Origin of the sequence: Novosphingobium sp. B 225 (assembly GCF_002198665.1) — a bacterium.
Classification (GTDB): Bacteria; Pseudomonadota; Alphaproteobacteria; order Sphingomonadales; family Sphingomonadaceae; genus Novosphingobium.
The window spans coordinates 1-22,418 of record NZ_MWLM01000072.1; the positions used below are offsets into that span (position 1 = coordinate 1).

At 64.1% G+C, this 22,418-nt stretch carries 22 protein-coding genes; 13 read left to right on the forward strand and 9 right to left on the reverse strand.

Features of this window, described 5'->3' with window-relative positions:
* Positions 1-105: 105 nt before the first annotated feature.
* The 5 genes from MNBBLIKP_RS16350 to MNBBLIKP_RS16370 form a co-directional block, all read right to left on the reverse strand.
* Entirely contained in the window at positions 106-858 is a 753-nt protein-coding gene (locus tag MNBBLIKP_RS16350; protein ID WP_088311345.1) for a TIGR02186 family protein, read from the reverse strand.
* Positions 855-1,769, reverse strand: coding sequence for a sulfite exporter TauE/SafE family protein (locus MNBBLIKP_RS16355; RefSeq protein WP_088311346.1), 915 nt, complete (start codon positions 1,767-1,769; stop codon positions 855-857). Before MNBBLIKP_RS16355 ends, MNBBLIKP_RS16350 begins: the two co-directional genes overlap by 4 nt.
* Positions 1,770-1,818: 49 nt before the next feature.
* The gene (locus tag MNBBLIKP_RS16360; RefSeq protein ID WP_088311347.1) at positions 1,819-2,994 is read right to left on the reverse strand and encodes a hypothetical protein; all 1,176 of its coding nucleotides are present in this window, start codon (positions 2,992-2,994) and stop codon (positions 1,819-1,821) included.
* Positions 2,991-4,394 carry a glycosyl transferase family protein gene (locus MNBBLIKP_RS16365; RefSeq protein ID WP_254913092.1) on the reverse strand — a complete coding sequence of 468 codons (1,404 nt, stop codon included), beginning with the start codon at positions 4,392-4,394 and terminating at the stop codon, positions 2,991-2,993. Before MNBBLIKP_RS16365 ends, MNBBLIKP_RS16360 begins: the two co-directional genes overlap by 4 nt.
* Positions 4,395-4,535: 141 nt before the next feature.
* A complete protein-coding gene (locus tag MNBBLIKP_RS16370) occupies positions 4,536-6,296 on the reverse strand; it encodes an acyclic terpene utilization AtuA family protein (protein WP_254913093.1) in 1,761 nt (586 codons plus the stop codon).
* Positions 6,297-6,420: 124 nt separating this feature from the next.
* On the opposite strand from MNBBLIKP_RS16370, the gene MNBBLIKP_RS16375 reads away from it, so the two are divergent.
* From MNBBLIKP_RS16375 to nhaA, 7 genes are read left to right on the forward strand one after another with little or no spacing between them, the layout of a single operon-like run.
* A complete protein-coding gene (locus MNBBLIKP_RS16375) occupies positions 6,421-7,266 on the forward strand; it encodes a hypothetical protein (RefSeq protein ID WP_088311349.1) in 846 nt (281 codons plus the stop codon).
* 59 nt (positions 7,267-7,325) lie between these two features.
* A complete protein-coding gene (locus MNBBLIKP_RS16380) occupies positions 7,326-8,063 on the forward strand; it encodes a hypothetical protein (RefSeq protein WP_088311350.1) in 738 nt (245 codons plus the stop codon).
* Between the two features lies 1 nt (position 8,064).
* Positions 8,065-9,144, forward strand: a complete 1,080-nt coding sequence (locus MNBBLIKP_RS16385) for a toxic anion resistance protein (protein ID WP_088311351.1) — start codon at positions 8,065-8,067, stop codon at positions 9,142-9,144.
* A gap of 21 nt (positions 9,145-9,165) precedes the next feature.
* Positions 9,166-10,209, forward strand: a complete 1,044-nt coding sequence (locus MNBBLIKP_RS16390) for a hypothetical protein (protein WP_088311352.1) — start codon at positions 9,166-9,168, stop codon at positions 10,207-10,209.
* On the forward strand, positions 10,193-10,924 hold the full coding sequence (locus MNBBLIKP_RS16395; RefSeq protein WP_088311353.1) for a hypothetical protein: 732 nt from the start codon (positions 10,193-10,195) through the stop codon (positions 10,922-10,924). The genes MNBBLIKP_RS16390 and MNBBLIKP_RS16395 overlap by 17 nt, the downstream gene beginning before the upstream one ends.
* Complete coding sequence (locus MNBBLIKP_RS16400; protein WP_088311354.1) at positions 10,921-11,649, forward strand: hypothetical protein; 729 nt, start codon at positions 10,921-10,923, stop codon at positions 11,647-11,649. The genes MNBBLIKP_RS16395 and MNBBLIKP_RS16400 overlap by 4 nt, the downstream gene beginning before the upstream one ends.
* 59 nt (positions 11,650-11,708) lie before the next feature.
* Complete coding sequence (gene nhaA / locus MNBBLIKP_RS16405; RefSeq protein WP_088311355.1) at positions 11,709-12,890, forward strand: Na+/H+ antiporter NhaA; 1,182 nt, start codon at positions 11,709-11,711, stop codon at positions 12,888-12,890.
* 123 nt (positions 12,891-13,013) lie between these two features.
* Here nhaA and MNBBLIKP_RS16410 read toward each other — a convergent pair whose 3' ends face one another.
* The gene (locus tag MNBBLIKP_RS16410) at positions 13,014-13,448 is read right to left on the reverse strand and encodes a VOC family protein (protein ID WP_088311356.1); all 435 of its coding nucleotides are present in this window, start codon (positions 13,446-13,448) and stop codon (positions 13,014-13,016) included.
* 84 nt (positions 13,449-13,532) lie between these two features.
* On the opposite strand from MNBBLIKP_RS16410, the gene MNBBLIKP_RS16415 reads away from it, so the two are divergent.
* Positions 13,533-14,300, forward strand: a complete 768-nt coding sequence (locus MNBBLIKP_RS16415) for an SIMPL domain-containing protein (protein WP_088311357.1) — start codon at positions 13,533-13,535, stop codon at positions 14,298-14,300.
* Positions 14,301-14,378: 78 nt separating this feature from the next.
* Here the strand turns inward: MNBBLIKP_RS16415 and MNBBLIKP_RS16420 are convergent, their stop codons facing one another.
* Positions 14,379-15,077 (reverse strand): TorF family putative porin, encoded by a 699-nt coding sequence (locus MNBBLIKP_RS16420; protein WP_441339289.1) that lies wholly within the window; start codon positions 15,075-15,077, stop codon positions 14,379-14,381.
* A gap of 295 nt (positions 15,078-15,372) precedes the next feature.
* Between MNBBLIKP_RS16420 and MNBBLIKP_RS16425 the strand changes: the two genes are divergently transcribed.
* Together MNBBLIKP_RS16425 and MNBBLIKP_RS16430 are read left to right on the forward strand one after the other, a co-directional pair.
* Positions 15,373-16,170, forward strand: a complete 798-nt coding sequence (locus tag MNBBLIKP_RS16425; RefSeq protein WP_088311359.1) for a metallophosphoesterase family protein — start codon at positions 15,373-15,375, stop codon at positions 16,168-16,170.
* Positions 16,171-17,481: a UDP-glucose dehydrogenase family protein gene (locus MNBBLIKP_RS16430; RefSeq protein ID WP_088311360.1), complete on the forward strand. Its 1,311-nt coding sequence runs from the start codon at positions 16,171-16,173 to the stop codon at positions 17,479-17,481.
* A 269-nt stretch (positions 17,482-17,750) separates the two neighbouring features.
* Here MNBBLIKP_RS16430 and MNBBLIKP_RS16435 read toward each other — a convergent pair whose 3' ends face one another.
* Entirely contained in the window at positions 17,751-18,725 is a 975-nt protein-coding gene (locus MNBBLIKP_RS16435) for a magnesium and cobalt transport protein CorA (protein ID WP_088311361.1), read from the reverse strand.
* Positions 18,726-18,829: 104 nt separating this feature from the next.
* On the opposite strand from MNBBLIKP_RS16435, the gene MNBBLIKP_RS16440 reads away from it, so the two are divergent.
* Genes MNBBLIKP_RS16440 through MNBBLIKP_RS16450 form a run of 3 tightly spaced genes read left to right on the forward strand, consistent with a single transcriptional unit; the run spans position 18,830 to position 21,659 of the window.
* Positions 18,830-20,329, forward strand: coding sequence for a flavin-containing monooxygenase (locus tag MNBBLIKP_RS16440; RefSeq protein WP_441339291.1), 1,500 nt, complete (start codon positions 18,830-18,832; stop codon positions 20,327-20,329).
* A 42-nt stretch (positions 20,330-20,371) separates the two neighbouring features.
* Positions 20,372-21,130, forward strand: a complete 759-nt coding sequence (locus tag MNBBLIKP_RS16445) for a competence/damage-inducible protein A (protein WP_088311363.1) — start codon at positions 20,372-20,374, stop codon at positions 21,128-21,130.
* The gene (locus MNBBLIKP_RS16450) at positions 21,120-21,659 is read left to right on the forward strand and encodes a hypothetical protein (protein ID WP_140420636.1); all 540 of its coding nucleotides are present in this window, start codon (positions 21,120-21,122) and stop codon (positions 21,657-21,659) included. Before MNBBLIKP_RS16445 ends, MNBBLIKP_RS16450 begins: the two co-directional genes overlap by 11 nt.
* A 57-nt stretch (positions 21,660-21,716) precedes the next feature.
* Here MNBBLIKP_RS16450 and rplA read toward each other — a convergent pair whose 3' ends face one another.
* Positions 21,717-22,418 (reverse strand): 50S ribosomal protein L1, encoded by a 702-nt coding sequence (gene rplA / locus MNBBLIKP_RS16455; RefSeq protein WP_088311365.1) that lies wholly within the window; start codon positions 22,416-22,418, stop codon positions 21,717-21,719.

Below are 22,418 nucleotides of genomic sequence, written 5' to 3' on the forward strand. Positions count from 1 at the left end.
CCCGATGTTATCCATTACCCGCCAGCGTCCTTCTGCCATTTGGCCAATTGAAAGACGTTCATAGGCTTGGCGGGTTAAGATCGCTTAAATAGGCATAGCCGCTTACTAAACCAGCGCGAACAGCCGCCCGGCCAAAAAGCCCATCGCCACCGAGATCGCCACGGCGAGCAGGCCATAGAAAAAGCCATAGTCATCCGCGAATTCAGCTGTGGCGCGTTCAAACCCGGTCTTCTTCACCTCTACCCTGCTAAGCGCGGAAGCGACCACGCGGCCGCGGGTGATCGCGAAGGTTTCAGCCGTATAAGTGCCGATCTGAACGCTGGATGGCAGTGCAATACGCGCCTGGTAGAGCACCTGCTCGCTCACTTTCACGCCCTTGGGATCATCCTTGTAGAGCCCGTTTCGGCGCATCAGATCAACCAGCCCGGCGGAAAACCGCGCCTGCTCTTTCGGATCATAAGCTCCCACCGGGGACAGCTGCAGCCAGTTCAACCCCAGTTCGTAAATCGCGGCGGTCTTGTCATCGACCATTTTTTCAATCGGACGGGACGAGGCCACTGCGAAAAAGCTGGGTGCGCTGCGGAATTCGGTGCTGGCGGCATTGACCCAGATCCCGACGATCCGCTGCTTTTCGCGCAAGGTGATCGATTGGGTTGGCCCCTTGAGCACGACGACAATATCATAGTCCTGGCCGGCGCGCTGACCTTCCGGCGTCAGGATTGCCCCGAACAACAACAGTTCCGCACCGCGAAATCCCTGCCGCACCTGCACTTCGTGCTGCGAAATCTCAGGAACCAGAATTGGATCCCGCGCACCGGTGAGGAACAGCAGCGCCAAAAGAAGCAGCAAAGCCCTCATAACAGCGTCACCGTGTAAATCTCGTCCGGGCGCCAGCCCAGCCCCAGCGCCATCCGCGCCGCGATCACCAGCACGATGGCCGCCAGGATGAACCGCAGCCGCTCCGCCGGAACCTTTTGTGCCAGCTGCGCGCCGATCTGCGCACCCGATACCGAACCGATCAGCAGCAGCACCGCCAGCACGATGTCCACCGCCTTGGTGGTCAGCGAATGCATCATGGTTGTGGCCATGGTCACGAACAGGATCTGGAACAGCGACGTCCCGACTACGACGTTGGCGCTCATCCCAAGGATATAAAGCATTGCCGGGACCAGCACGAAGCCGCCACCGATCCCCATCAGCATCGTGAGAATGCCGGTAAACACCCCAAGCAAAAGCGGGGCAAGAGGCGAGATGTAGAGCCCCGAGCGATAGAACCGCCAGCGCAGCGGCAGACTGGCGACCATCGGGTGGTGGCGGCGTTTGCGCGCGGGCAACGATACGCCGGTCTTCTGGGCCTGCAACGCCTGCCAGCTTTCGCGAGCCATGATCGTGCCGATCGAGCCGAGCAGCACAACGTAGAGCACGTTGATCACCACATCGATTTGCCCCAGCTCCTGCAGCACCCGGAACAGCCCGGCGCCCAGCAGGGTTCCGATCAGCCCGCCCGCCACCATGACCCCGCCCATCTGGTAATCGACCCCGCTGCGCTTCGAGTGCGCGAAAACGCCTGAAACGCTGGCTCCGGTCACCTGGCTGGCGGCGCTGGCAGCAGCAACGGTGGGGGGGATGCCATAGAAAATCATCAGGGGCGTGGTCAGGAACCCGCCGCCCACGCCAAACATGCCTGAAAGGATCCCCGTCAACGCCCCAAGCGCGACGATCACCAGGCCGTTCACCGACAGGTTGGCGATGGGCAGATAGACGTCCATGTAGCGATTTGGCCTAGCCCAGCGCGGCGCCCGGGGAAAGCGAAAGCGCCTAAAAACCTGCGGAAATGGTCAAAGCCGGTCCGTTGTCCGGTGCGGCGCTGCCCGCCAGACGGAACCGCCAATCCGCTGAAAGCCGTCCACCCCCGGCACCCAGCGGGAAACCAAGCGTTGCCCCGGGCCCGGCATCGAGCCGACTGGCGCCCTTTTGCACCCCGCCCCACAATCCGCCGCCTACCCGCAATTCCGCCGGACCGAACCGCGCCACCGGGCGCTCAACCCGCAGCTGCCCATCGGCAAAAGGCGTAGCAAACTTTCCGCCAACATAGCCCGCTGCGCCATAGCTTTCCGCCCTGAACTGTCCCGGCAGCGGCACTGGGGCGAATTCACTGACCAGCATCGCGGCAGGTCGCAGCACTGTGCCGCCGGCCAGCCGGGTCACGCGCAGTTCGGCCATGGCGGCAACCGGCAAACCGGGGATCGGACGAAGCGAGAGTCCGGCAGCGGCCTCTTCATCATGCGGGCTGCGCGCCGCGCTGCTGACCCGCAGGTACGCCTTGGGCCGCAGTGAGCTCGCCGGTGCAAGCGAATACCGGATCACCGCGCCTGCCTGGCTGGCACCGTAGCTGGCCGGAGCACCGCCAAGCGGCCCTGCTCCGCTGCCGCCGCGGCGCAACAGCAACCAGGCGTCACCTGACCAGCGCCCGCCATCCGCCTGCGCCTTGGGTTTGGGCTTGGGCGGCGCCGCGCGAGCTTCAGGCGTGGCCTCGGGCGGCAGTGGCAATTGCGCCAGCGCGGCTAACCAGAGCAGCTGGTGCCCACCCGCCAACCGGGGCTTGCCGCGAAACGGGTTGGGCGCTTCTGGCTCAGCAATCGGATCGACCCGCGGACTGGGTTCGGCAATCGGTGCCAACACCACTGGCGGTAGATCAGCGGCGGCAGGGGATGATGCAGGGGTGGGCGTTGATGCCGCTGCGGTTCCAACGGGTGCTGCGCCCAGCAACTCCCTTGCCGCAAGGTTCTGCCCTGCCGAGGAGGGGAGCGCTGCGGCGTTCGCCAGACTGTCACCCTGATCAGGTACTGAACTGCTTACAGCCGCTTGAACCTGCGCGGCATCGCCGGGTTTGGTATCGGCAGCCTCAAGCAGCATCGCCCGCGCACCAATCCAGCTTGCCAGCAACAGCGCAAGGCTCAGCACCGGTTGACCTCTGGTGACGACGCGCTTCATGCGTTGACCCTGCGCAGCGGCAGCGCGGCGGCATGGGCACTTGCCGGGTGGGCCGCATGCTCGGTCTTGTCCCATACCACCCGCGCCCCGGCCAACGAGCGCAGATAGGCGACCAGCGCGCGGCGTCCCGCCATGATCGCGATGACATTGCCGACCGGAATACGAAGCACCGCCAATACGCCTTCGGCTGGACCATATTCACGCGCGGTGAATGCGGCACGGCTGACAGCGCGCCAGATGAACCCGGCAAAGCTGATCGCGACCATCGCCTTGACCGGCGCAGACAGTGGCAAAACCGCGTGATAGCCAAAGCCCCTTTCGGCGATCATCAGCACTGCATCGATTGCGAGCAACAGATAGGCTGCGCAGAGCACCAGCGCCGTCAGCGGACCGCGCCGGTCGCGGATCGCCATCCACAATTCGACCGGGCGCGATGTCCAGCCTTGGCGGTCCCAACTCTGAAAGGCAATTCCGTGCACCCAGCGGGTCTTCTGCCGTACGGCAGCGTCAAGCGTGGCGGGAAAATAGCTTCCGGTTGCGACCAGTGCACCATCCGCATCGCGCAAACGCAGAAAGGCGCTGCCCCGCCCTTCACGGGACAGTTCGATCCCCAATTCATAATCTTCAGTCAGGCATTCGGGCGAGAACGGTCCATGGCTTGCTTCATCGCCGCGACGTTCAGCCAACCGTTGCAGCGCACCGCGGGCAAAGCCGCAACCGACCCCAGCAGCCGGGAGCGGTGCACCAAGCGCATTGCGCACGACCAGCGCCTTGGCATGGCTTTCCGTAAATTCATCTGCGTAATGCCCGCCGATCCAGCGGGCCTGGGGTTGGATCGCCGGGCGAACCGGCAATTGTACAAAATCAACCGCCCCCAACGCCGCATCGATCGCTTGCAGGGCGGCAGGGTGGACCATGTCTTCCGCGTCCTGCAGCAGCACCCCGCGAAACCGCATGGCATTGCGCGCTTCGTCATCGCACAGCGCACGGTAGAGCCGGTTGAGGCAATCGGCCTTGGTGGTTGGGCCCCTGGCACCATGCACCACCAGCCGCACGCGGGGATCGCAGCCAGCACCCTCCATCGCAGCGGCAAGGGTAGCGGCATCGTTGGCATAGCATCCAACATAAAGCCGCAAATCGCGCTGCGGCCAGGCATCCAGCGCATGCGCGATGGTGGTCGCAATCACACCTGCTTCGCGGTAAGCCGGGATCAGTACAGCGAGCGGCCCGGACAAGGGGTCACGGCCATAGCCTTGCGGCAAACGCTGCGTCGACGCGCGGCCTGTTGCCCGCAGCCACAGCCAGGCAAGATCAATCGCCAGCTCATCGGCGAGACCAAGTACAAACCAGAATGCCGCAAAGATCAGCAGCTCACGCTCGCACATGGCAAGCGCAGACACCAACTGCCCGATCAAAGCCTGATCCATTCTGGCGAGAGCCCCCGTTCCGCACCCTCTTGAATAGGAAGCCTAGTCGCCTTGCCGGAGCGTGGCAACGCGCAACATTCAAAATGGTAAAAAGATCACAACTTACCGGATATTTCAGACCCCAATCGGGAACGGCAGCAACTGCTGGCCGACGCTTTTGGCTGCGGAATCGAGCCGGGTGCTGGCGTTGATCCCGCCCGGCAGCGCCCCGCCCAGAACCACGTTGATCGCGTGGATTCCGGGCAAGTCATAGATCGTGATTTCGGCCTTGGCGGGATCGGCGAACAGGTGCGCGAACCACTGCGCCAGCGCCGCCGGGGTCAAGGCGGCGCGGATCGCGGGCAAGTGGGCCGGATTGCGGGCGATAACGCCGACGTTGACCGTCTCGCCCTTTTCCCCGCTGCGGGTGAAGGCGATCTGTTCCAGCGGCACCGGCGTGCCGGTGGTAGCAGGTGCAGGCGGTGCGGGCGGGCGGCTGCCGATGAGCAGTGGCACTCCCGCCGGACCCTGATCCGGGCAAGGCCGCGCGAACCCGTCCAGATCGACCAGGGCCGTCACACTTTCGCGCGGGATCAGGAACGCGACCATGTGCAGCACCGGGGCGATCCCGCCGAACGGCACGATGCTGGTCCCCGGCGCCATCCCGCACAGCTGCGTGTGCAGTTCATAGGCAAAGATCCCCGCGCTCTGCTGGCTTTCGAAATCGGCGCTGATTTTCAGCAGCACTTCCATCACACTGTCAGGATCGGGCGCCCGCGCGCCGACGCTTTCGCCCGCACCGATCAGCACCGTGTCCTTGCTGAGGAACCCCGGCATGTTGCGATCCCGCAGCAGCGCCGCCCCACGCGCAAAATGCGCCTCCGCCTGCTTGTTCGCCTTGGCAATCGCGCGCGGGCCGATCACCGGCTGATAACTGGTGACCCGCCAGCCGGAATCGAAGGTCGCGCAGACTTTCAGCGTGGGGGTGCGCGGATGGCCCTTCATCCCCGTTACCAGCACCCGGTCCTTGCCCTGCTGGGTCATGGTCACCGAAGTGAAATCGCAAACCACGTCGGGCACGATATAGGCCTGCGGATCGCTGGTTTCATACAGCAGCTGTTCGGCCACTGTCCCCACTGTCACCAGCCCGCCGGTGCCTTCACCCTTGGTGATCACGCAGGTGCCGTCGGCATGACACTCGGCGATCGGGAAGCCGATATAGTCCCAGCCTTCGACCTGATCCCAATCGGTATAAGTGCCGCCCGTGGCCTGCGCCCCGCATTCGATCAGATGGCCCACCAGCGTTCCGGCAGCAATCAGATCCCATTGCTCTGCCTTCCACCCAAATCGGTGGATCAGCAGCCCCAGCGCCAGCGCGGAATCGACCACCCGCCCGGTCACGACAATATCAGCCCCGCCCGCCAGCGCCGCCGCGATCGGAAACCCGCCAAGGTAGGCGTTGATGCTGGTGACGCCGCTTTCGGGCAGCACATCCTCGCCCTCGATCCCCTTGATCCCGGCAAATTCACTCACCCGTTCCATCAGGCAATCGCCTGTCACCGCCGCAACTTTCAGATCCAGCCCGCGCCGCGCAATCTCCTCACGCAGCAGCGCGGCCAAAGCGCCGGGGTTGAGCGCCCCTGCATTGCTGACGATCTTCGTCCCCCGCCGCGCGATCTCATCCAGATGCGGGCCGATGTAGCGGGTCAGGAAATCGCCGGCATAGCCCTTGCCCGGGTCCGCGGCGCGCATCCGCCCGAACAGGCCCATCGCGCCCTCGGCAAGAAAGTCCATGATCACTGCATCGACGCCTGCGGCCAGCAATTGCGGCACCGCAGTGATCGAATCGACCATGAACCCGCCGCCCCCGCCGATCCGGTAAATGTCTTGCGCCACGGCTGTTCCTCTCCCATTCTTGTCCGGCAAGGCCAGCACGGCCCGGCGCACGGGGCATCACCCGTTTGGATGATGCAGCATTGTCCCAGCCGCGCAAGGCTGCGATTCTTGCGGGAGAGTAAAAATGGCCGACGATGCCTATCTGTATCAGGGTGTGAACCAGCAGCAGACGATCAGCAGCGTGCTGGTCTCCTCGTCCAAATACCTCAATTCTCCCAAGCTGCGCGATTGGGTCGCGCGTTCGCAGCTCAAAAAGGGCGGGCTCGATTTCCCCGGCCCGGCCGAGATGTACGAGCTGCTGCCGATCCTTGACGAACTGCGCGATTTTGACCGGATCGAGGCGCTGTTCACCGAAGAACGCCGCACCAACCCCCGGCTGGACCAGTGGATCGGTGAAGGCTTCGTCTCCAGCTACAAGCTCGACGCCATGGCCGATCTGCCCGCAGACAGCATCGGCGGCACGCTCTACGCCGCGTGCAAAGCCGGCAATTACGGCCTGCAGATCGTCCCCTGGACCCAGCCCAAGACCCAGTTCCAGTTCTTCAACATGCGCGCCGGGCAGACCCACGATTTCGAACACATCCTGTGCGGCGGCGGGTTCAACTATCTGGGCGAATTGCTGCCCTACTGGATGCGCCTGTCCAACATTCACCGCTATGTCCAGAACGAAGAACTGGTCGGCGAGCTCAACCTGCTCTCCATCTTCGGCATGACCCGCATCCTCACCCGCTCCGTCCTGCACTACCCCGCGATCTGGCCCAAAGTGATCCAGTGCATCGAACACGGCCTCGCCATCGGCCGGGCGAGCGAGCCGCTGTGGATGGCGAAGTTCGAGGACGTCTGGCACCTGAGCGTCGCCGAAGCCCGCACTGCGCTGGGCGTGGTCGGCGCGGTCGATATCGAGAGCGAGAGCGAGGGGCTGATCTATGAAGGCAAGCTCCCTTATCCCATGGCCCAAGCAGCGGAGTAGACCCGCGAGCAAGTAGCTGATTAAACGCTTCTTAAGCACGTTGCCCTATCTCGGGGCCAATGTCTCAGCCGCTTTCGCAACCTGCCGCGACGCCAGCTTCCGCTCCGACAGCGGAGCTGTACCACATCGACGGCCAGACCCTGGCCGCGTTCGATGCGGCGGTGAACCCGTTCGAGCTCGACAAACGGCTGCAGGACCAGATCGTCGGCAACGAACTGGGTGATTCCATGGCCGCGCTGGTCGATTCGCTGCGCAAACTCAGTTTCGAGCGACTGACCCGCAAGTTCGGCTGGCTCGACCGGCTGACCGGGGCCGACTTGCAGGCGCGGATCGAATTCGATCTGGCTGCGCACTTCGTCTCGCAGCAAATCGACGCCGCCTATACCGCCGCCCGGCGAGCGCAGGCGATGCTGGAAACTCTGCACGGCGAGCGCACGCGGCTGACGCAGCTTGCGCCCCGCCACGAGGAACTGCTGACCACCGCCGAAGCGCTACTGCGCGGGCAAAACCCGCAGGACGAATTCGTCGCCCGGTTTCAGCGCCGCGCGGCCAACCTAGCAGCCATGTGCAGCGCCAACCGGCTGAGCGAGGCGCAGCTTGACCTGACGATCAAATCACTCACCGCGCAGCTCGACCGGTTCGGCGAACTGCGCAAGCTGCTGTTGCCGGCCTGGCAGCAGCACGCGCTGGCCATCGCCCAGGCGGCGAGCGGATCCACCGCAGAATACCAGGAACTCAACCGTTTCCAGGCAGCCAGCACCGAGCTGGCCGAATGCCTGGACAAACAGGGGGCATAACATGGGTGCACTGACCAGGATCGAGCCGCACGACGCGGCGCCGCAAGGCATGGTCGATATGGCAGAGGCGCAAGCTCTGGCCGCGATGATCGACGTTACCTCGCCGCTGACCGTGGCCGGGTTCGGTCAGGAGATCGGCAAGACCGCGCGCGACTATTCCGACAGCCTGCTGAGCCAGGCGCGGTCCGGCGATCTTGACGAGATGGGCGGCAAGCTCAACGAAGTGGTCGTCGCCGCGCGCAGCTTCGATATCGACAGTTTCGACAACAAATGGGCGCGCGTGCCGCTGCTGGGCCCGGTAATCGCCGGGGTCGCCCGCACCAAGGCCCGCGCCGTCGCACAGTTCACCAGCCTTGAAGGGCAGGTCGAAAAGCTGATGACCGACGTCGAAACCGCCGAACGTCGCTTGACCGAACGCGCTGCCACGCTGGACGTGCTCTACAGTGGGGTCGAGGATGAATACCACAAGCTGGCCCTGCACGAAGCGGCCGCCAAGCTGCGGCTGGAAGCGCTGGGCGGCGAACTGGCCGCGCTGACCGGCAACGATCCGGTGGTGGCTGAACAGCGCGCCGCGCTGGAATCCAGCCGGGTCGCTCTCGACAAGCGCGCCGCCGATCTGGAAGTGCTGCGCCACAGCGCGCTGCAAACCTTGCCGATGATCCGCATGATCCAGGCCAACAACATGGTCCTGATCGAAAAGTTCCAAACCATCCGCAACCTTACCGTTCCGGCCTGGAAGCGGGCGTTCATGATGGCGCTGGCGCTCAACGAACAGCGCGACGCGGTCAAGCTGGCCAACGATATCGACGATGCGACCAACTATTTCATGGTCCGCAACAGCGAACTGCTTCACCAGAACGCGGTGTCCACAGCCAAGGCCAACCAGCGGCTGGTGATCGACGTCGAAACGCTGCGGACAGTCCACCAGAACATCGTCAAGACCCTGACCGACGTTCGCCAGGCGAATCTGGACGGCGCGACGATGCGGCAAAAGGCGTTGGTGGAACTGGGCGTACTGCGTCAGGAAATGCTGGGGGCAAGCGCCGCCGCAGCCGTGCAGACTATCCTGCCCAAGGCCTGATCGCCGCACCCGGCGTCCGTCATGCTGCCCCAGACCTACACCGCCCGGATCGCCGCGCTGGAAGATCGGATCGCGTTCCTGCAGCGCCTGACGATCCATGCCGGTCTGACCGCTGTCGGACTGGGCATTGCCGCGCTGATGCTGGTGAAACGCGATACCGGCTTTGCGCTGGGCTTTGCAGATAAAGTCGTGCTGCCGTTGCGGCTGATTACCGATCAGGTGCCCACCACGGTCGACTATGCCCATCGCGCGCTGCTTTCCCCGGGTCAGGGGATCGTGCTGGGGATCATGATCAATCTGGCAGTGCTGGGCCCCTTGCAGGATTGGGTAAAGACCAAGGCCGATCTCGACAACTGGCAGGCCCGCTTCGCCCGCGTCTGCGCGGCCATGATCGGCGGGATCACCCTGCTGACGCCGTGGATCCTGATCTGGGCGATGACCCGGTTCGTTTACCGCCGCCGGGTCTTCAGCGGCAGTGCTGGCGGTGTTTTCACCTGGATCACCAGCTTTTTCGGAGCGATGGGCGGACTGCTGTTGGTGTTTCCACCTTTGGTCTTGATCACCACTGTTGTCGGCGAGTTTGATTTCAGCGCGCAGAACCAGCTCAAAATCACCACTCCGGCAGGCGCCGCCATGCTTCCCGCCGAGCAAGGCGATGCAATCGGGCGCGACCAATACCATTATGTCCGCGCACAAGCCGCCTGGATCGACCACCAGCCGCAGGCGATGGTTCGCGAACTCGCCGCCATCGAAGGCGCTTGGCATCCACGGTTGCGGGCCGACCGCGCCCGGCTGGGCTTTATGGCCGCAGAGGCTGCCGAACAGCTTTCACCTGCGCAGCAAGCCCGCCTGGCCGCGATGGGCGGCAATGCCGCTCCCCGCACGTTTGCCCGGCGATCACGGGCCGCGCTGCTGTCCATTGCCGCCGCTGCCGCGCTGTTCGCGTTCGCGCTGAACCGCATGCTGGGCCAGCGCCGCAGCGCCCTCCACCGCTTTGCCACGACGATCGAGACCAGTTCGAACCGCCGCCGCCAGCCAGGGAGCCTTGATGGAGCCCTCGCTTAAGCCTCTGTTCTTTACCGGCCTGCCCGGCCAGATCCAGACCGGCGATGCGACCTTTGCAATGCGCAAACGGATTGCCGACATGATCTGGCATGCCCGCCAGCGGCAGATCGGCGCGGTGCTGATCGCGATCGCTGCCATTTTCCTGGTCCTGCCGACATTCAGTGTTGCTGAGCATGATGCTTCGTTGCCTCCTGTCGACTCCGACTGGATCCAGGTTCCCGATGAGGCGCCGCACCGGGTCGAATTGCTGACCGCCACGCAGCAGGCCCGCAACACCGGCGGCGCGCTGGAATTTGGCGGCTTCAACGGCTCAGCAACCCGATTGGACCCGGCCGAACAGGACATGGTCCGCTATATTCAGGCCCAGATCGCACGCGGCAACGGTGATCCACGCAAGGTCGCGGCAGAACTGGCTGCGATGCAGAAACATTGGGCAAGCGCCAACCGGTCTGACGCAACCGTGATGCGCGGGCTGGTGGAATTCGTGCGCGCCAACGATCTGACCATGCCACTGCGCCAGGCCGAAAAACTTGCCGCAAATGCGCTGCCTCGCGCCCGAACCTTTATCCGCGATGCCAAGCCGACATTGGGGGAAACCACGGCGTTGATCGCCGCTGCCGGACTGGCCCTGGCCGCGCTGGCCATTCTGATCGCTGGAACCCGGATGGCGCGGATCGCCAACCTCTATCAAGCCCGCGTCAAGCAACTGGGATGATCAGGCGTTTGTTCCCCGAACACGGCTTTGCCAATGCGGTCCCGGCCAGCGATCCAACGCTGGCCATGCGCATGCGCATCGCCAACATGCTCTGGCAGGCCCGCCAGCGCCAATTGGGCGCACTGTTTCTGGTGCTGTTGGCGGTGCTGACAATCATGCCAACGGTCAACCCGTCAGAGCATGACCTGTCGCTTCCGCCCGCCAGTTCAGCCACAGCGCATCTGCAGGGTGACCTCACCGAATATAGCATACTGATCAAAGCAGAGCAGGACGCGACCAATCGGCAGCGGACCAGCTCTGATCCCAATCAGGCGGCGGAATTGCGCGACGAGCTGACCGCGCAGCAACGGGACAAGGTCCGCTTCCTGCTGGCGCTGAACGCACGCGAAGACAGCAATCCCCGGTTGGCCGCCGCCGAACTGGCCGCGATGCAAGGTGGCTGGACCACAGTGGAAGACTTGCGAGACCGCTATGTCATGCGCGGGCTGATCAACTTCGTCCGCGCCAACGATCTGACCGTGCCCTTGCCGCACGCCGAAGCGCTGGCGATCAAGGACCCCAACCTGACCCCCGAAGTGAACATGGCCGCACTGCAACGCGATTTTGGCGGGCAACGCCGGTTTGGCCTGCTGTGCCTGATCGCCGCCGCCGTCAGCCTGCTGATCGGCCTGCGCATGGCCCGCATCGCGACGGGATATATGGCGATCGCCAAGCGGCTGGGGTGAACGAACAGGCCCGTCGATTGCGGTTGCCTCCCGCGCAGATTTGGTCGATTCCCGGTTCGATGATTGCTCGAAACCGCCCCCTCTCCCGCCTCGCCACCCGCCTCGCTCGCCTGTTCCATGGGGAGAGTGGCGCCGGGTTGTTGCTGATCGCCGTTGCCGTGGCGGCGATGGTGGCGGCGAATTCGCCGTTGGCGCATGGTTATCACGCGCTGTTCCACGATGCCTTGCCGTGGAGCCCGGTGGCCAGGCTGAATACGCTGCATCTGTGGATCAACGACGCGCTGATGGCGCTGTTCTTCTTTGTGGTCGGGCTGGAAATCAAGCGTGAGGTGCTGGACGGGGAACTGTCCAGCCCGGCGCGGCGGCGGTTGCCGGTGCTGGCGGCGGGGGCCGGGATGGTGGCTCCGGCCTTGGTGTTCCTGGCGGTGACAAGGGGCGATCCGGCTTTGCAGCCCGGTTGGGCGATTCCGGCGGCGACGGACATTGCCTTTGCGCTGGGGGTGCTGGCCTTGCTCGGCCCGCGCGTGCCGGCATCGCTGCGGCTGTTCCTGCTGACGGTGGCGATTGTCGATGATCTGGGGGCGGTGGCGATTATCGCGCTGGCCTATACCCGGGGGATCGACGGGCAATGGCTGGGCGCGGCGGCGGCAGTGCTGGCCGTGCTGGCCATCTGCAACCGGGCGGGGGTGCGCAGCGGCTGGGCTTATGCGCTGCTGGGCGCAGGGCTGTGGTATGCAGTGCTGCAATCGGGGGTTCACGCGACGGTGGCGGGCGTGCTGGCCGCGCTGTGCGTGCCGCTGCAGCTTGATCAGCGCGGCGACAGTCCGCTGCTGCGGATGGAGCATGCGCTGGCGCCGCTCAGCGCCTATCTGATCGTGCCGCTGTTCGGCTTTGCCAATGCCGGGGTGGCCTTGGCCGGGATCGGGCCGCAGGGGCTGATTTCGGCTCTGCCGCTGGGGGTCGCGCTGGGGCTGGTGCTGGGCAAGCAGGCGGGCATCTTTGGCGCGGTCTGGCTGGCGGCGCGCACTGGCTGGGCCGAGCGGCCCACGGGTGCGACATGGAGGCAGGTCTGGGGCCTGGCGCTGCTGTGCGGGATCGGCTTTACGATGAGCCTGTTTATCGGCCAGCTCGCCTTCCCCGACGCGCCGGAGCTGGTGGAGCAGGCCAAGCTGGGGGTGCTGGCGGGGTCGGTGTTGTCGGCCTTGGCGGGCTATGTGGTGCTGCGCGGGGCGCGGCGGTAAGCGGCTCTATCTCCCCCTCCTCTTCAGAGGAGGGGGTCGGGGGGTGGTGGCGGCACGGCACTTTCGCCTGAGAACCGCACCACCCCCAACCCCCTCCTCTAAAGAGGATGGGGCTTTCTTTCCCTACCAGCTGCCGACATTCTCCATGCTGGCCCAGGGTTCCTGCGGCGGGAGGTGGCCATCCTGGAGCAGTTCCACCGAGATCCCGTCCGGCGTCTTGACGAAGGCCATGTGCCCGTCGCGCGGGGGGCGGTGGATCACGTGGCCCGCGGCCAGCAGCGCGGCGCAGGTTTCATAGATGTTGTCCACCCGGTAGGCGAGGTGGCCGAAATTGCGGCCGCCGGTATAGACCTCGCCCGCGCCGTCCTCGGGCGGCCAGTTGTAGGTCAGCTCAACCTCGGCCACCCCTTCCCCGCCCGGCGCGGCGAGGAAGATCAGGGTGAAGCGGCCCTGCGCGCTTTCGAAGCGGCGCACCTCGTTCACGCCGATCAGTTTGAAGAAGGCGATCGTCGCATCGGGGTCGGTGATCCGGATCATCGAATGGAGAAATTGGGTCATATTCAACTCATCGATAAAATTGCACGGTTCATCGTGCAGACAGCATAGGGAGCGCATCCCCTGCCCATCGCAGGGAGATTGGCCATGTCCGATTCTACGCAGGATGAACCCGAATTAGCCACCCAATTCTGGCGTGATCCGGAAAACCGCCGCTGGCTGGCCACGGCCGGGGTGCTGACCGTGGGCCTGATCGTGGGCGGCTATCTCCTCGGCAACGGTCTGGTCCGCGCGCGTGAGGCGGACCGCGCGGTGACTGTGCGGGGGCTGGCGGAAAAGGACGTGACCGCCGATCTCGCCGTCTGGTCGCTCAGCTTTTCGGCCAGCGCGCCGGACCTGACGAGCGCCCAGGCCGATGCCGACCGCGATGCCGCCGCAATCCGGGCCTTCTTCAAGGAGGCCGGCTTTCCGGTGGGCGAATTGCAGCCGGTGGGGGTCAACGTTTCGACCTTTACCGAAAACGGCAGTCCCAAAGTGACCGTTCGCCAGCGCATGACCTTGCGCACCCAGGACATCAAGCGCGCGCAGGATGCAGCCAAGCGCCAGTTCGATCTGGTCCGCGCCGGGGTGGAGCTGGAGGACGGGTCGGCGATCAATTACAGCTTTACCCGGCTCAATGCGATCAAGCCTGAGATGATCGCCGCCGCCACCAAGGATGCCCGCGCCTCGGCCGAACAGTTCGCCAAGGACAGCGGCACTTCCGTAGGTGCGATCCGTAGCGCGACCCAGGGCTATTTCTCGATCCTCGATCGTGACGCGGCCAGCGGTGACGAAAGCGGCGGCGGTTGGGGCGCGGGGAGCACGCCCTACAAGAAGGTCCGGGTGGTCACCACGGTCGAATTCTCGCTGCGCTGAAACGCCAAACGGCCCGCTCCGGTTTTGCCGAAGCGGGCCGCGCCATGCACCCGGTGAATGCAGGAAGCTGGTTAGGCCTTAGAACGAGGCCTTGAGCGTGCCGACCACGGCATCGTTCGAGAAGCTGCTGATCGAATTGCCATCAACCCCGATGTAGCTGACGCCCAGCGACAGGTTCTTGGTAATCGCGTAGCTGGCACCCAGCGAGTAATCGAACCCGCCATCGGTGCTTTTGCCGGTCAGCAACTTGGGCGACAGTGCGCCGTCGGTGTAGCCAAGGTGGGCCGAGACGCTGATCGGCGTTTCGGGAACGCCCAGGGTCCAGTCGGTGTAGAGGTACAGGTTGTCATCCCCGCCCAGCGAATCCTGCTTCCAGGCATAGGCCACGCCGACCTTGGCCGAAGCCGGACCCAGCGTCTTGGTCAGCGAGGCATAGGGTTCCATGACGTTGGCATCGCCAACCTTGCCGTTGGGATAGACGTAATAGAGCAGGCCGACATCGGCAGTCAGCCCATCGGCGACCGCGCCGGTCCAGCCGCCGTAAACGTCAAGTTCCATGTTGCCGTAAACGGCGGAATCTTCAAGGTTCGAGCCCCAGGCACCGACATAGAAGCCGCTGGCGTGGTTGACGTTGATCGTCCCTTGCACTGCCATGTCGCCCGCGCTCAGCGACAGGCCGCGGAAGCGATAGTCGGTGGCGAGTGTGGCACTGCCGGTCACGGTGAATTCGGACGGCGGATCGGTTTCATCCGCGAAGGCCGGGGTGGCTGCGAGCATGCAGCCGGCGAAAAGAGTAGCAGCAATCTTGCTGCGGACGGACGTGAGCATGGCAATCTTCCTTGCGGTTGGTTGTGCTTCGTCCCACCTGCGCCCAACGTGCCGCCTCTCGTTTTTTGGAAGCGATCACCAAGGACAGGTGCGTTGCAGCACATTTTTGTTGCGCTGCACAAGAGCAAATTCGCATCTCGATTGCGTAAACACGGCATTGTGTGGTTTTCCGGCAACGCCTGGCGCGCGGTGCATTGTTCGTTAAGCGCCCTGCGGCTATAGCGCGGCGGCAACGGATCAGGTCATGTTTTCCAAGCTGCGCAAGCTCTTCTCCTCTGCCGATAACGGCCCGCGCCCTGCCCTTCCGGCCGGATCGCGTGCCTATGCGATGGGCGATGTGCATGGCCGGCTTGATCTGTTCACCACGCTTTGCGACGCGATCGATGCCGATGATGCCGCGCGCGGCACCGCCGATACCAGCGTGATCCTGCTGGGTGACTTGATCGATCGCGGTCCGGACAGCGCCGGAGTGATCGCCCTTGCCCGCGCCTGGGGCCAGCGCCGCACCGTGCGGGTGCTGATGGGCAATCACGAAGAGATGTTCCTTGATGCGTTGGAAAAGGAAGAGGTGCTGCGCCACTTCCTGCGCTTTGGCGGCAAGGAAACCGTGCTGAGCTATCCGATCGATCCCGAGGAATATACCCGCTCTGACCTGGCCGAAACGATCGCGCTGATGCAGGCGGCGATCCCGGCGGCGGATGTGGATTTCATTCGTTCGTTTGAGGACCGGATCGAGCTGGGTGATTACCTGTTCGTCCATGCCGGGATCCGGCCCGATGTGGCGATTCCGGATCAGGCCGTCTCGGACCTGCGCTGGATCCGCGAACCCTTTCTGAGCCACACCGCCAGCTTCGGCCCGGTGGTGGTCCACGGCCACACCATTGATCCCGCACCGCAAGTGCGGGCCAACCGGATCGGGATCGATACCGGGGCCTATCGTACCGGCTGCCTGACCGCACTGGGATTGCAAGGCGAAGACCGCTGGCTGATCGAGGCCCGCGACGAAAACGGCGCGATCCGCGTCACGCAAAGGAGCTTGTAGATGAAGATCGCGATGGTCGGTTCGGGCTATGTCGGGCTGGTTTCGGGGGCCTGTTTTGCCGATTTCGGGCACGATGTTGTCTGCATCGACAAGGATCCGGCCAAGATCGAAAGCCTGCAGCGTGGCGTAATGCCGATCTATGAGCCTGGACTGGCCGAACTGGTAACCTCCAACGCCAAGTCCGGGCGGCTGAGCTTTACCACCGATCTGGCCGAAGGGATCGCCGGAGCCGCCGCAATCTTCATCGCGGTGGGCACCCCCAGCCGCCGCGGCGATGGCCATGCCGACCTGTCCTATGTCTATGCCGTGGCAGAAGAGATCGGTCAGACCTTGGTCAATGACGCCGTGATCGTGACCAAGAGCACCGTGCCCGTCGGCACCGGGGACGAGGTTGAACGGATCCTGTCCGAAGCCGGGCTGAAGGTGAAATTCGCGGTGGCCTCCAACCCCGAATTCCTGCGCGAAGGCGCGGCGATCGGCGATTTCAAGCGGCCTGACCGGATCGTGATCGGCACCGATGATGAATGGGCGCGCAGCGTGATGACCGAGGTCTATCGCCCGCTGTTCCTCAACAAGGCGCCGATCCTGTTCACCGCCCGCCGGTCGAGCGAGCTGATCAAATACGCCGCCAATGCCTTTCTGGCGGTCAAGATCACTTTCATCAACGAAATGGCGGACTTGTGCGAAAAGGTTGGCGCGGACGTGCAGGACGTGTCGCGCGGGATCGGCATGGACGGGCGGATCGGGGCAAAGTTCCTCCACGCCGGGCCGGGCTATGGCGGATCGTGCTTCCCCAAGGACACGCTCGCCCTGCTCAAGACCGCCGAGGACTATGAAGCGCCGACCCGGATCGTCGAGGCGGTGGTCAAGGTCAACGATGCCCGCAAGCGCGCGATGGGCCGCAAGGTGATCGAAGCGCTGGGCGGGATCGAAGCGGCGCGCGGCAAAAAGGCGGCGCTGCTGGGCCTGACGTTCAAACCGCAGACCGACGACATGCGCGACAGCCCGTCGATCGCGATTGCCCAGACGCTGGTCGATGCCGGGGTCGAAGTTACGGCCTATGATCCCGAAGGGATGGATCTGGCCAGGCCGCTGATGCCGCAAGTGGCGATGTGCGACAGCGCCTATGCCGCGATCGAAGGTGCGGACGCGACCGTGATCGTGACCGAATGGGACGCCTTCCGCGCGCTCGACCTGGCGCGGGTCAAGGCAGCGATGAATGCGCCGGTTCTGGTGGACCTGCGCAATGTCTATGATCCGGCGGAAGTGCGGGCCAAGGGGTTCGCCTATTCCAGCGTGGGGCGGCCCTAAGTCCGATCACAAGGCGGACAGCAAGGTGACACCCGGTGCGCGTTCCGGCAGGGAAAGCGCATGTTTTCAATGGCTTGCCCGGATCAACAAGGTTACACCCTGTCCGGGTGTTTAAGCCTGTCTTTTCCGTTACTTAGGCCAGAAAAGGTGACACTTTTGCGGTTTTGGTGATCAAAAACCGCCGGACGCAGCCAAAGGCTGATATTCAATTGTCAAAGAGCACCGCCCATATATCAGGTTCGCTCCGTGTAGGAAAATCGCGCGATTGCCTATAACCACCCGATCCGCTTGAATCGCCAGAACAGCCCGCCGCAGATCGCGAAAATGGCGGTCAGCACTACCGGGTAACCCCATTTGTGGTGCAGTTCGGGCATGTAATCGAAATTCATCCCGTAAATCCCGGCAATCGCGGTGGGCACGGCCAGGATCGCGGCCCAGGCGGCCAATTGCCTGGTCATCTGGCCCTGCCGGTGCTGTTCCAGCATTGATGCGGTTTCGACCACGCTGGCCAGTGTTTCGATCAGGCCGCCCACCCGGCGCAGCGCCCGCCGGACATGGTCCAGCACGTCGCGGAACCAGACCCGCGCCGATGGATCGATTGCCGGGTAATCGTGCAGCACCAGCTTTTCGCACATCTCATCGGTTGGGCCGACCACGCGCAGGAACCGGCGCAGCTGGCGGCGCAGGCGAAAGATCCGGCGGATCGTAATCGGATCGGGAAAGGCATCGATCGCACGTTCCTCGATCCCCAGCACCGCGCTTTCCAGCTTTTCCAGGATCGGAATGTAGCCATCGACCACGAAGTCGAGGATCGCATGGGCAACATAGTCCGGCCCTTCGGCCAGCCGCTGGTCATTGCTTTCCAGCCGGGTGCGCAGATCGCTGTGGGCGCGGCTGGAACCGAACCGCACGCTGACGATGAAATCGCGGCCCAGGAACAGCGCGGTCTGGCCATATTCGATGTTCTCGCCATTGGTCATGTCGGCAGTTCGCACAACGATGAACAGCTGCGGACCATAGACTTCCACTTTGGGCATCTGGGTGGGTGTCAGCGCATCTTCTACCGCCAACGGATGCAGGCCGAACTGGCTGCGGACCAGCTCCATCTCTTCCGCGTCCGGTTCCGCCAGGCCGACCCAGTCAAAGCTGTGCGGCGGCAAGGCTTCGCGCAGGGTTCCGTCGAGCTTCAGCCCGGCATCAGTAATCTTCCCACCGGAATAGCGGCGCGCGGCAACAATCGTCATTGCGTGTCACTGCCAAAGCGGCATGATGCTGGCAATGGCGAATGGAATCGCTTAAGCAGCCGGTTAAATACTGACACGGGTGTAAGCGCCCGGAACGGGAGACGATGCGGATGAACGCAATCACGCCAATCGATGAAGTGCTGGACATGGTAATTGTCGGCGCAGGGATTTCGGGCATCGGCATGGCGGTGCACATGGCCAAGGAATGCCCGGAAAAAAGCGTGGCGATCCTGGATCGGCGTGATCAGGTGGGCGGCACCTGGGATCTGTTCCGCTATCCCGGCATCCGCAGCGATAGCGACATGCACACGCTGGGCTTTGCCTTTGCCCCGTGGAAGCATGAAAAATCGATCGCGGATGGCCCGGCGATTCTGGAATATCTGGACGCGATCACCGACGAGTATGACCTGCGCGGCAAGATGCGGTTCGGGCAAAAGGTGGTTTCCGCCGATTGGGACAGCAAGGACGCGCGCTGGACCGTGGTGACCGAAAGCGGCGATGGCACCCGCCAGCGCGTGCTGGGCCGGTTCCTGTTCCTGGGTTCGGGCTATTACGATTATGACGATCCCTATGACGCCGGGTTCAAGGGCCGCGACAAGTTCAAGGGCACGGTGATCCACCCGCAGTTCTGGCCCAAGGATTTCGACCATACCGGCAAAAACGTGGTGGTGATCGGTTCGGGTGCAACGGCAGTAACGATCGTTCCGGCTATGGCCCATTCGGGCGCGGCCCACGTTACCCAGCTGCAGCGCACGCCAACCTATATGGTCAGCCGTCCGGCCAAGGACGGGATCGCCAATTTCCTGCGCAAGGTCCTGCCGGAAAAAGTGGCCTATGCCATCACCCGGTTCAAGAACATCACCATGCAGGACATGATGTTCAAGCGGGTGCGCAATCACCCTGAAAAGTCCAAGGACTTTCTGATCGGCGGAGTGCGTGACCTGCTGGGGGACAAGTTCAACGAAACCGATTTCGTGCCGCCCTACAACCCGTGGGACCAGCGGCTGTGCCTGGTGCCCGATGCTGACTTTTTTGCAGCGGTCAACCAGGGCAAGGCCAGCGTGGTGACCGACCACATCGACAGTTTTGACGCCACCGGGATCAAGCTGAAATCGGGCAAGCATCTGGATGCGGACGTGATCGTGACTGCCACCGGGCTGAACCTGGCCATTGCGGGCAAGATCGCGGTTGCCGTGGATGGCAAGCCGGTCGATTTTTCCAAGACCTTCTATTACCGCAACTGCATGTTCTCGGGCGTGCCGAACCTGGCGGGCGTGTTTGGCTATATCAACGCCAGCTGGACGCTGCGGGTGGACATCATTGGCGAATATATCACCCGGCTGCTGCGGCAGATGGATGTCTATGGCGCGGTCGCGGCAACGCCCGTGTTGCCTGATGATGCCGCGCTGACCCCGGAAGACGTGTTTGGCGATTTCACCTCGGGCTATCTTGCCCGCGGCAAGGACATCATGCCGCGCAACGGGCCCAGCATGCCGTGGCGGCTCAACCAGGAATACCGCAAGGACCGCATGGACATGCGCCAGGCCCCGATCGACGACGGGGTGATGGAGTTCACGCGGGTGAAGGAGCTGGTCAGGGCCTGATCGGCGCTTGTCGAAGCCCGCGCTCCAACCTAGCGTCGAGCCATGACCGAATCCCGCATCTGGACCGCCGCGCTGATTGTCATCGGGGATGAAATCCTCTCTGGCCGCACGCAGGACAAGAACATTGCCCAGGTGGCATCGTGGCTGAACGTGCAAGGCATCCGCCTGCGCGAAGTGCGGGTGGTGCCCGATGTGATGGACGCGATTGTCGAGGCGGTGAACACGCTGCGCGCGCGCAACGACTATCTGTTCACTACCGGCGGGATCGGCCCGACCCACGATGACATCACCGTCGATGCGATCGCGGCAGCACTGGGCGTGGAGGTGGAAATCCACCCCAAGGCGCGCGCGGTGCTGGAAAGCTATTACACCACCCGTGGCGGATTGACCGAGGCGCGGCTGCGCATGGCGCGCGTCCCTGCGGGGGCAGACCTGATCGAAAACCGCATGTCCGGCGCGCCGGGGATCAAGGCCGGCAATGTCTTCATCATGGCCGGGGTGCCCGCGATTACCGCGGGGATGCTCGATGCGCTGACCGGCACACTCGAAGGCGGCCTGCCGCTGCTGGCCGGAACTGTGGGAGCCTGGATCGGCGAAACCGAAATGGCGGACCTGCTGCGCGAGACCGAGCGGACGCACGAAGGCGTTTCTATCGGGTCCTACCCGTTTTTCCGCGAGGGCAAAGTCGGCGCGAACTTTGTTGTGCGATCGACCGATGCTGCGGTGATTGACGAATGCCTGGACCTGATCGCCAACGGCATCCGCGCGCTGGGGCGTGAGGCTGTGCCGGGTGGGATCTAGAGCGGCCGCCGCGCTGCTGCTGCTCACCGCCGCCTGCGCGCCAAGTCCCCTCGCCAGCTTCCGCTCCACCCTGGCCGCGCAGGACAGCGCCACTGCTGCATTGGGCCAATGGTGCGCCATGCGGCACCTGGCCGATCCGGCAGAGATCACCGCCGCGCCGGTGCTGGGCGGAGAGCGGGTGGTGCCCGCCGAAATTCCGGCGCTGCTGGCCCTGCCGAAAGGATCGGCACTCGGCTATCGCCACGTCCGGCTGAGCTGCGGTGGCAAAGTGCTGTCACAGGCGCACAACTGGTACGCGCGCGCGCGCCTGACGCCAGAGATGAACACAACGCTCGACACCACCAGCACCCCGTTCGGCAAGGCCGTAGCGGCGCTGCGCTTTACCCGGCAGCGACTGGGCGAAGCGCGCGGGGCTGCCTATGGCTGCCCGGCAGGCACCGCGCTGTCGCACCGCGCGCGGCTGGTCCTGCCGGACGGCGCGCCGCTGGCGGTGGTGGTGGAATGCTATACCCGCGCCAATCTGGAATGAAAAAGGCCGGGAAGGTTTCCCTTCCCGGCCTTTTTGCATCGCGTTGCCGCTGCGGGATTAGCCGCCGTGGACCTGCGCCACGTCGATCTTCAGGCCCGGGCCCATCGACGAGCTGAGGCCGACCTTGCGGACATACTTGCCCTTGGCGCCAGCCGGCTTCGACTTGACCACCGCATCGACAAAAGCGTCGAAGTTGGCGCGCAGCGCTTCGTTCGTGAACGAAAGCTTGCCGAGGCCGCCGTGGATGATCCCGGCCTTTTCGACGCGGAATTCGATCTGGCCGCTCTTCGCAGCCTTGACTGCATCGGCGACGTTCGGGGTAACCGTGCCCAGCTTGGGGTTCGGCATCAGGCCCTTGGGACCCAGCACCTTGCCGAGACGGCCGACCAGACCCATCATGTCCGGCGTGGCGATCACGCGGCCATAATCGAGGTTACCGGCCTGCATGTCTTCCAGCAGGTCTTCGGCGCCAACCTTGTCGGCCCCGGCGGCCAGCGCCGCTTCGGCCTTGTCACCGCGCGCGAACACGGCAACCTTGACGTCCTTGCCGGTGCCCGAAGGCAGCACGACCATGCCGCGGACCATCTGGTCAGCGTGACGGGGATCGACGCCCAGGTTCAGCGACACTTCCAGGCTCTCATCGAACTTGGTGGTCTTGAGATCCTTGAGCAGCTGGATGGCTTCATCCACGCCGTAGAGGTTCTGATTGTCGCCCAGCTTTTCGGCCAGCGACTTCTGCTTCTTGGTCAGCTTTGCCAT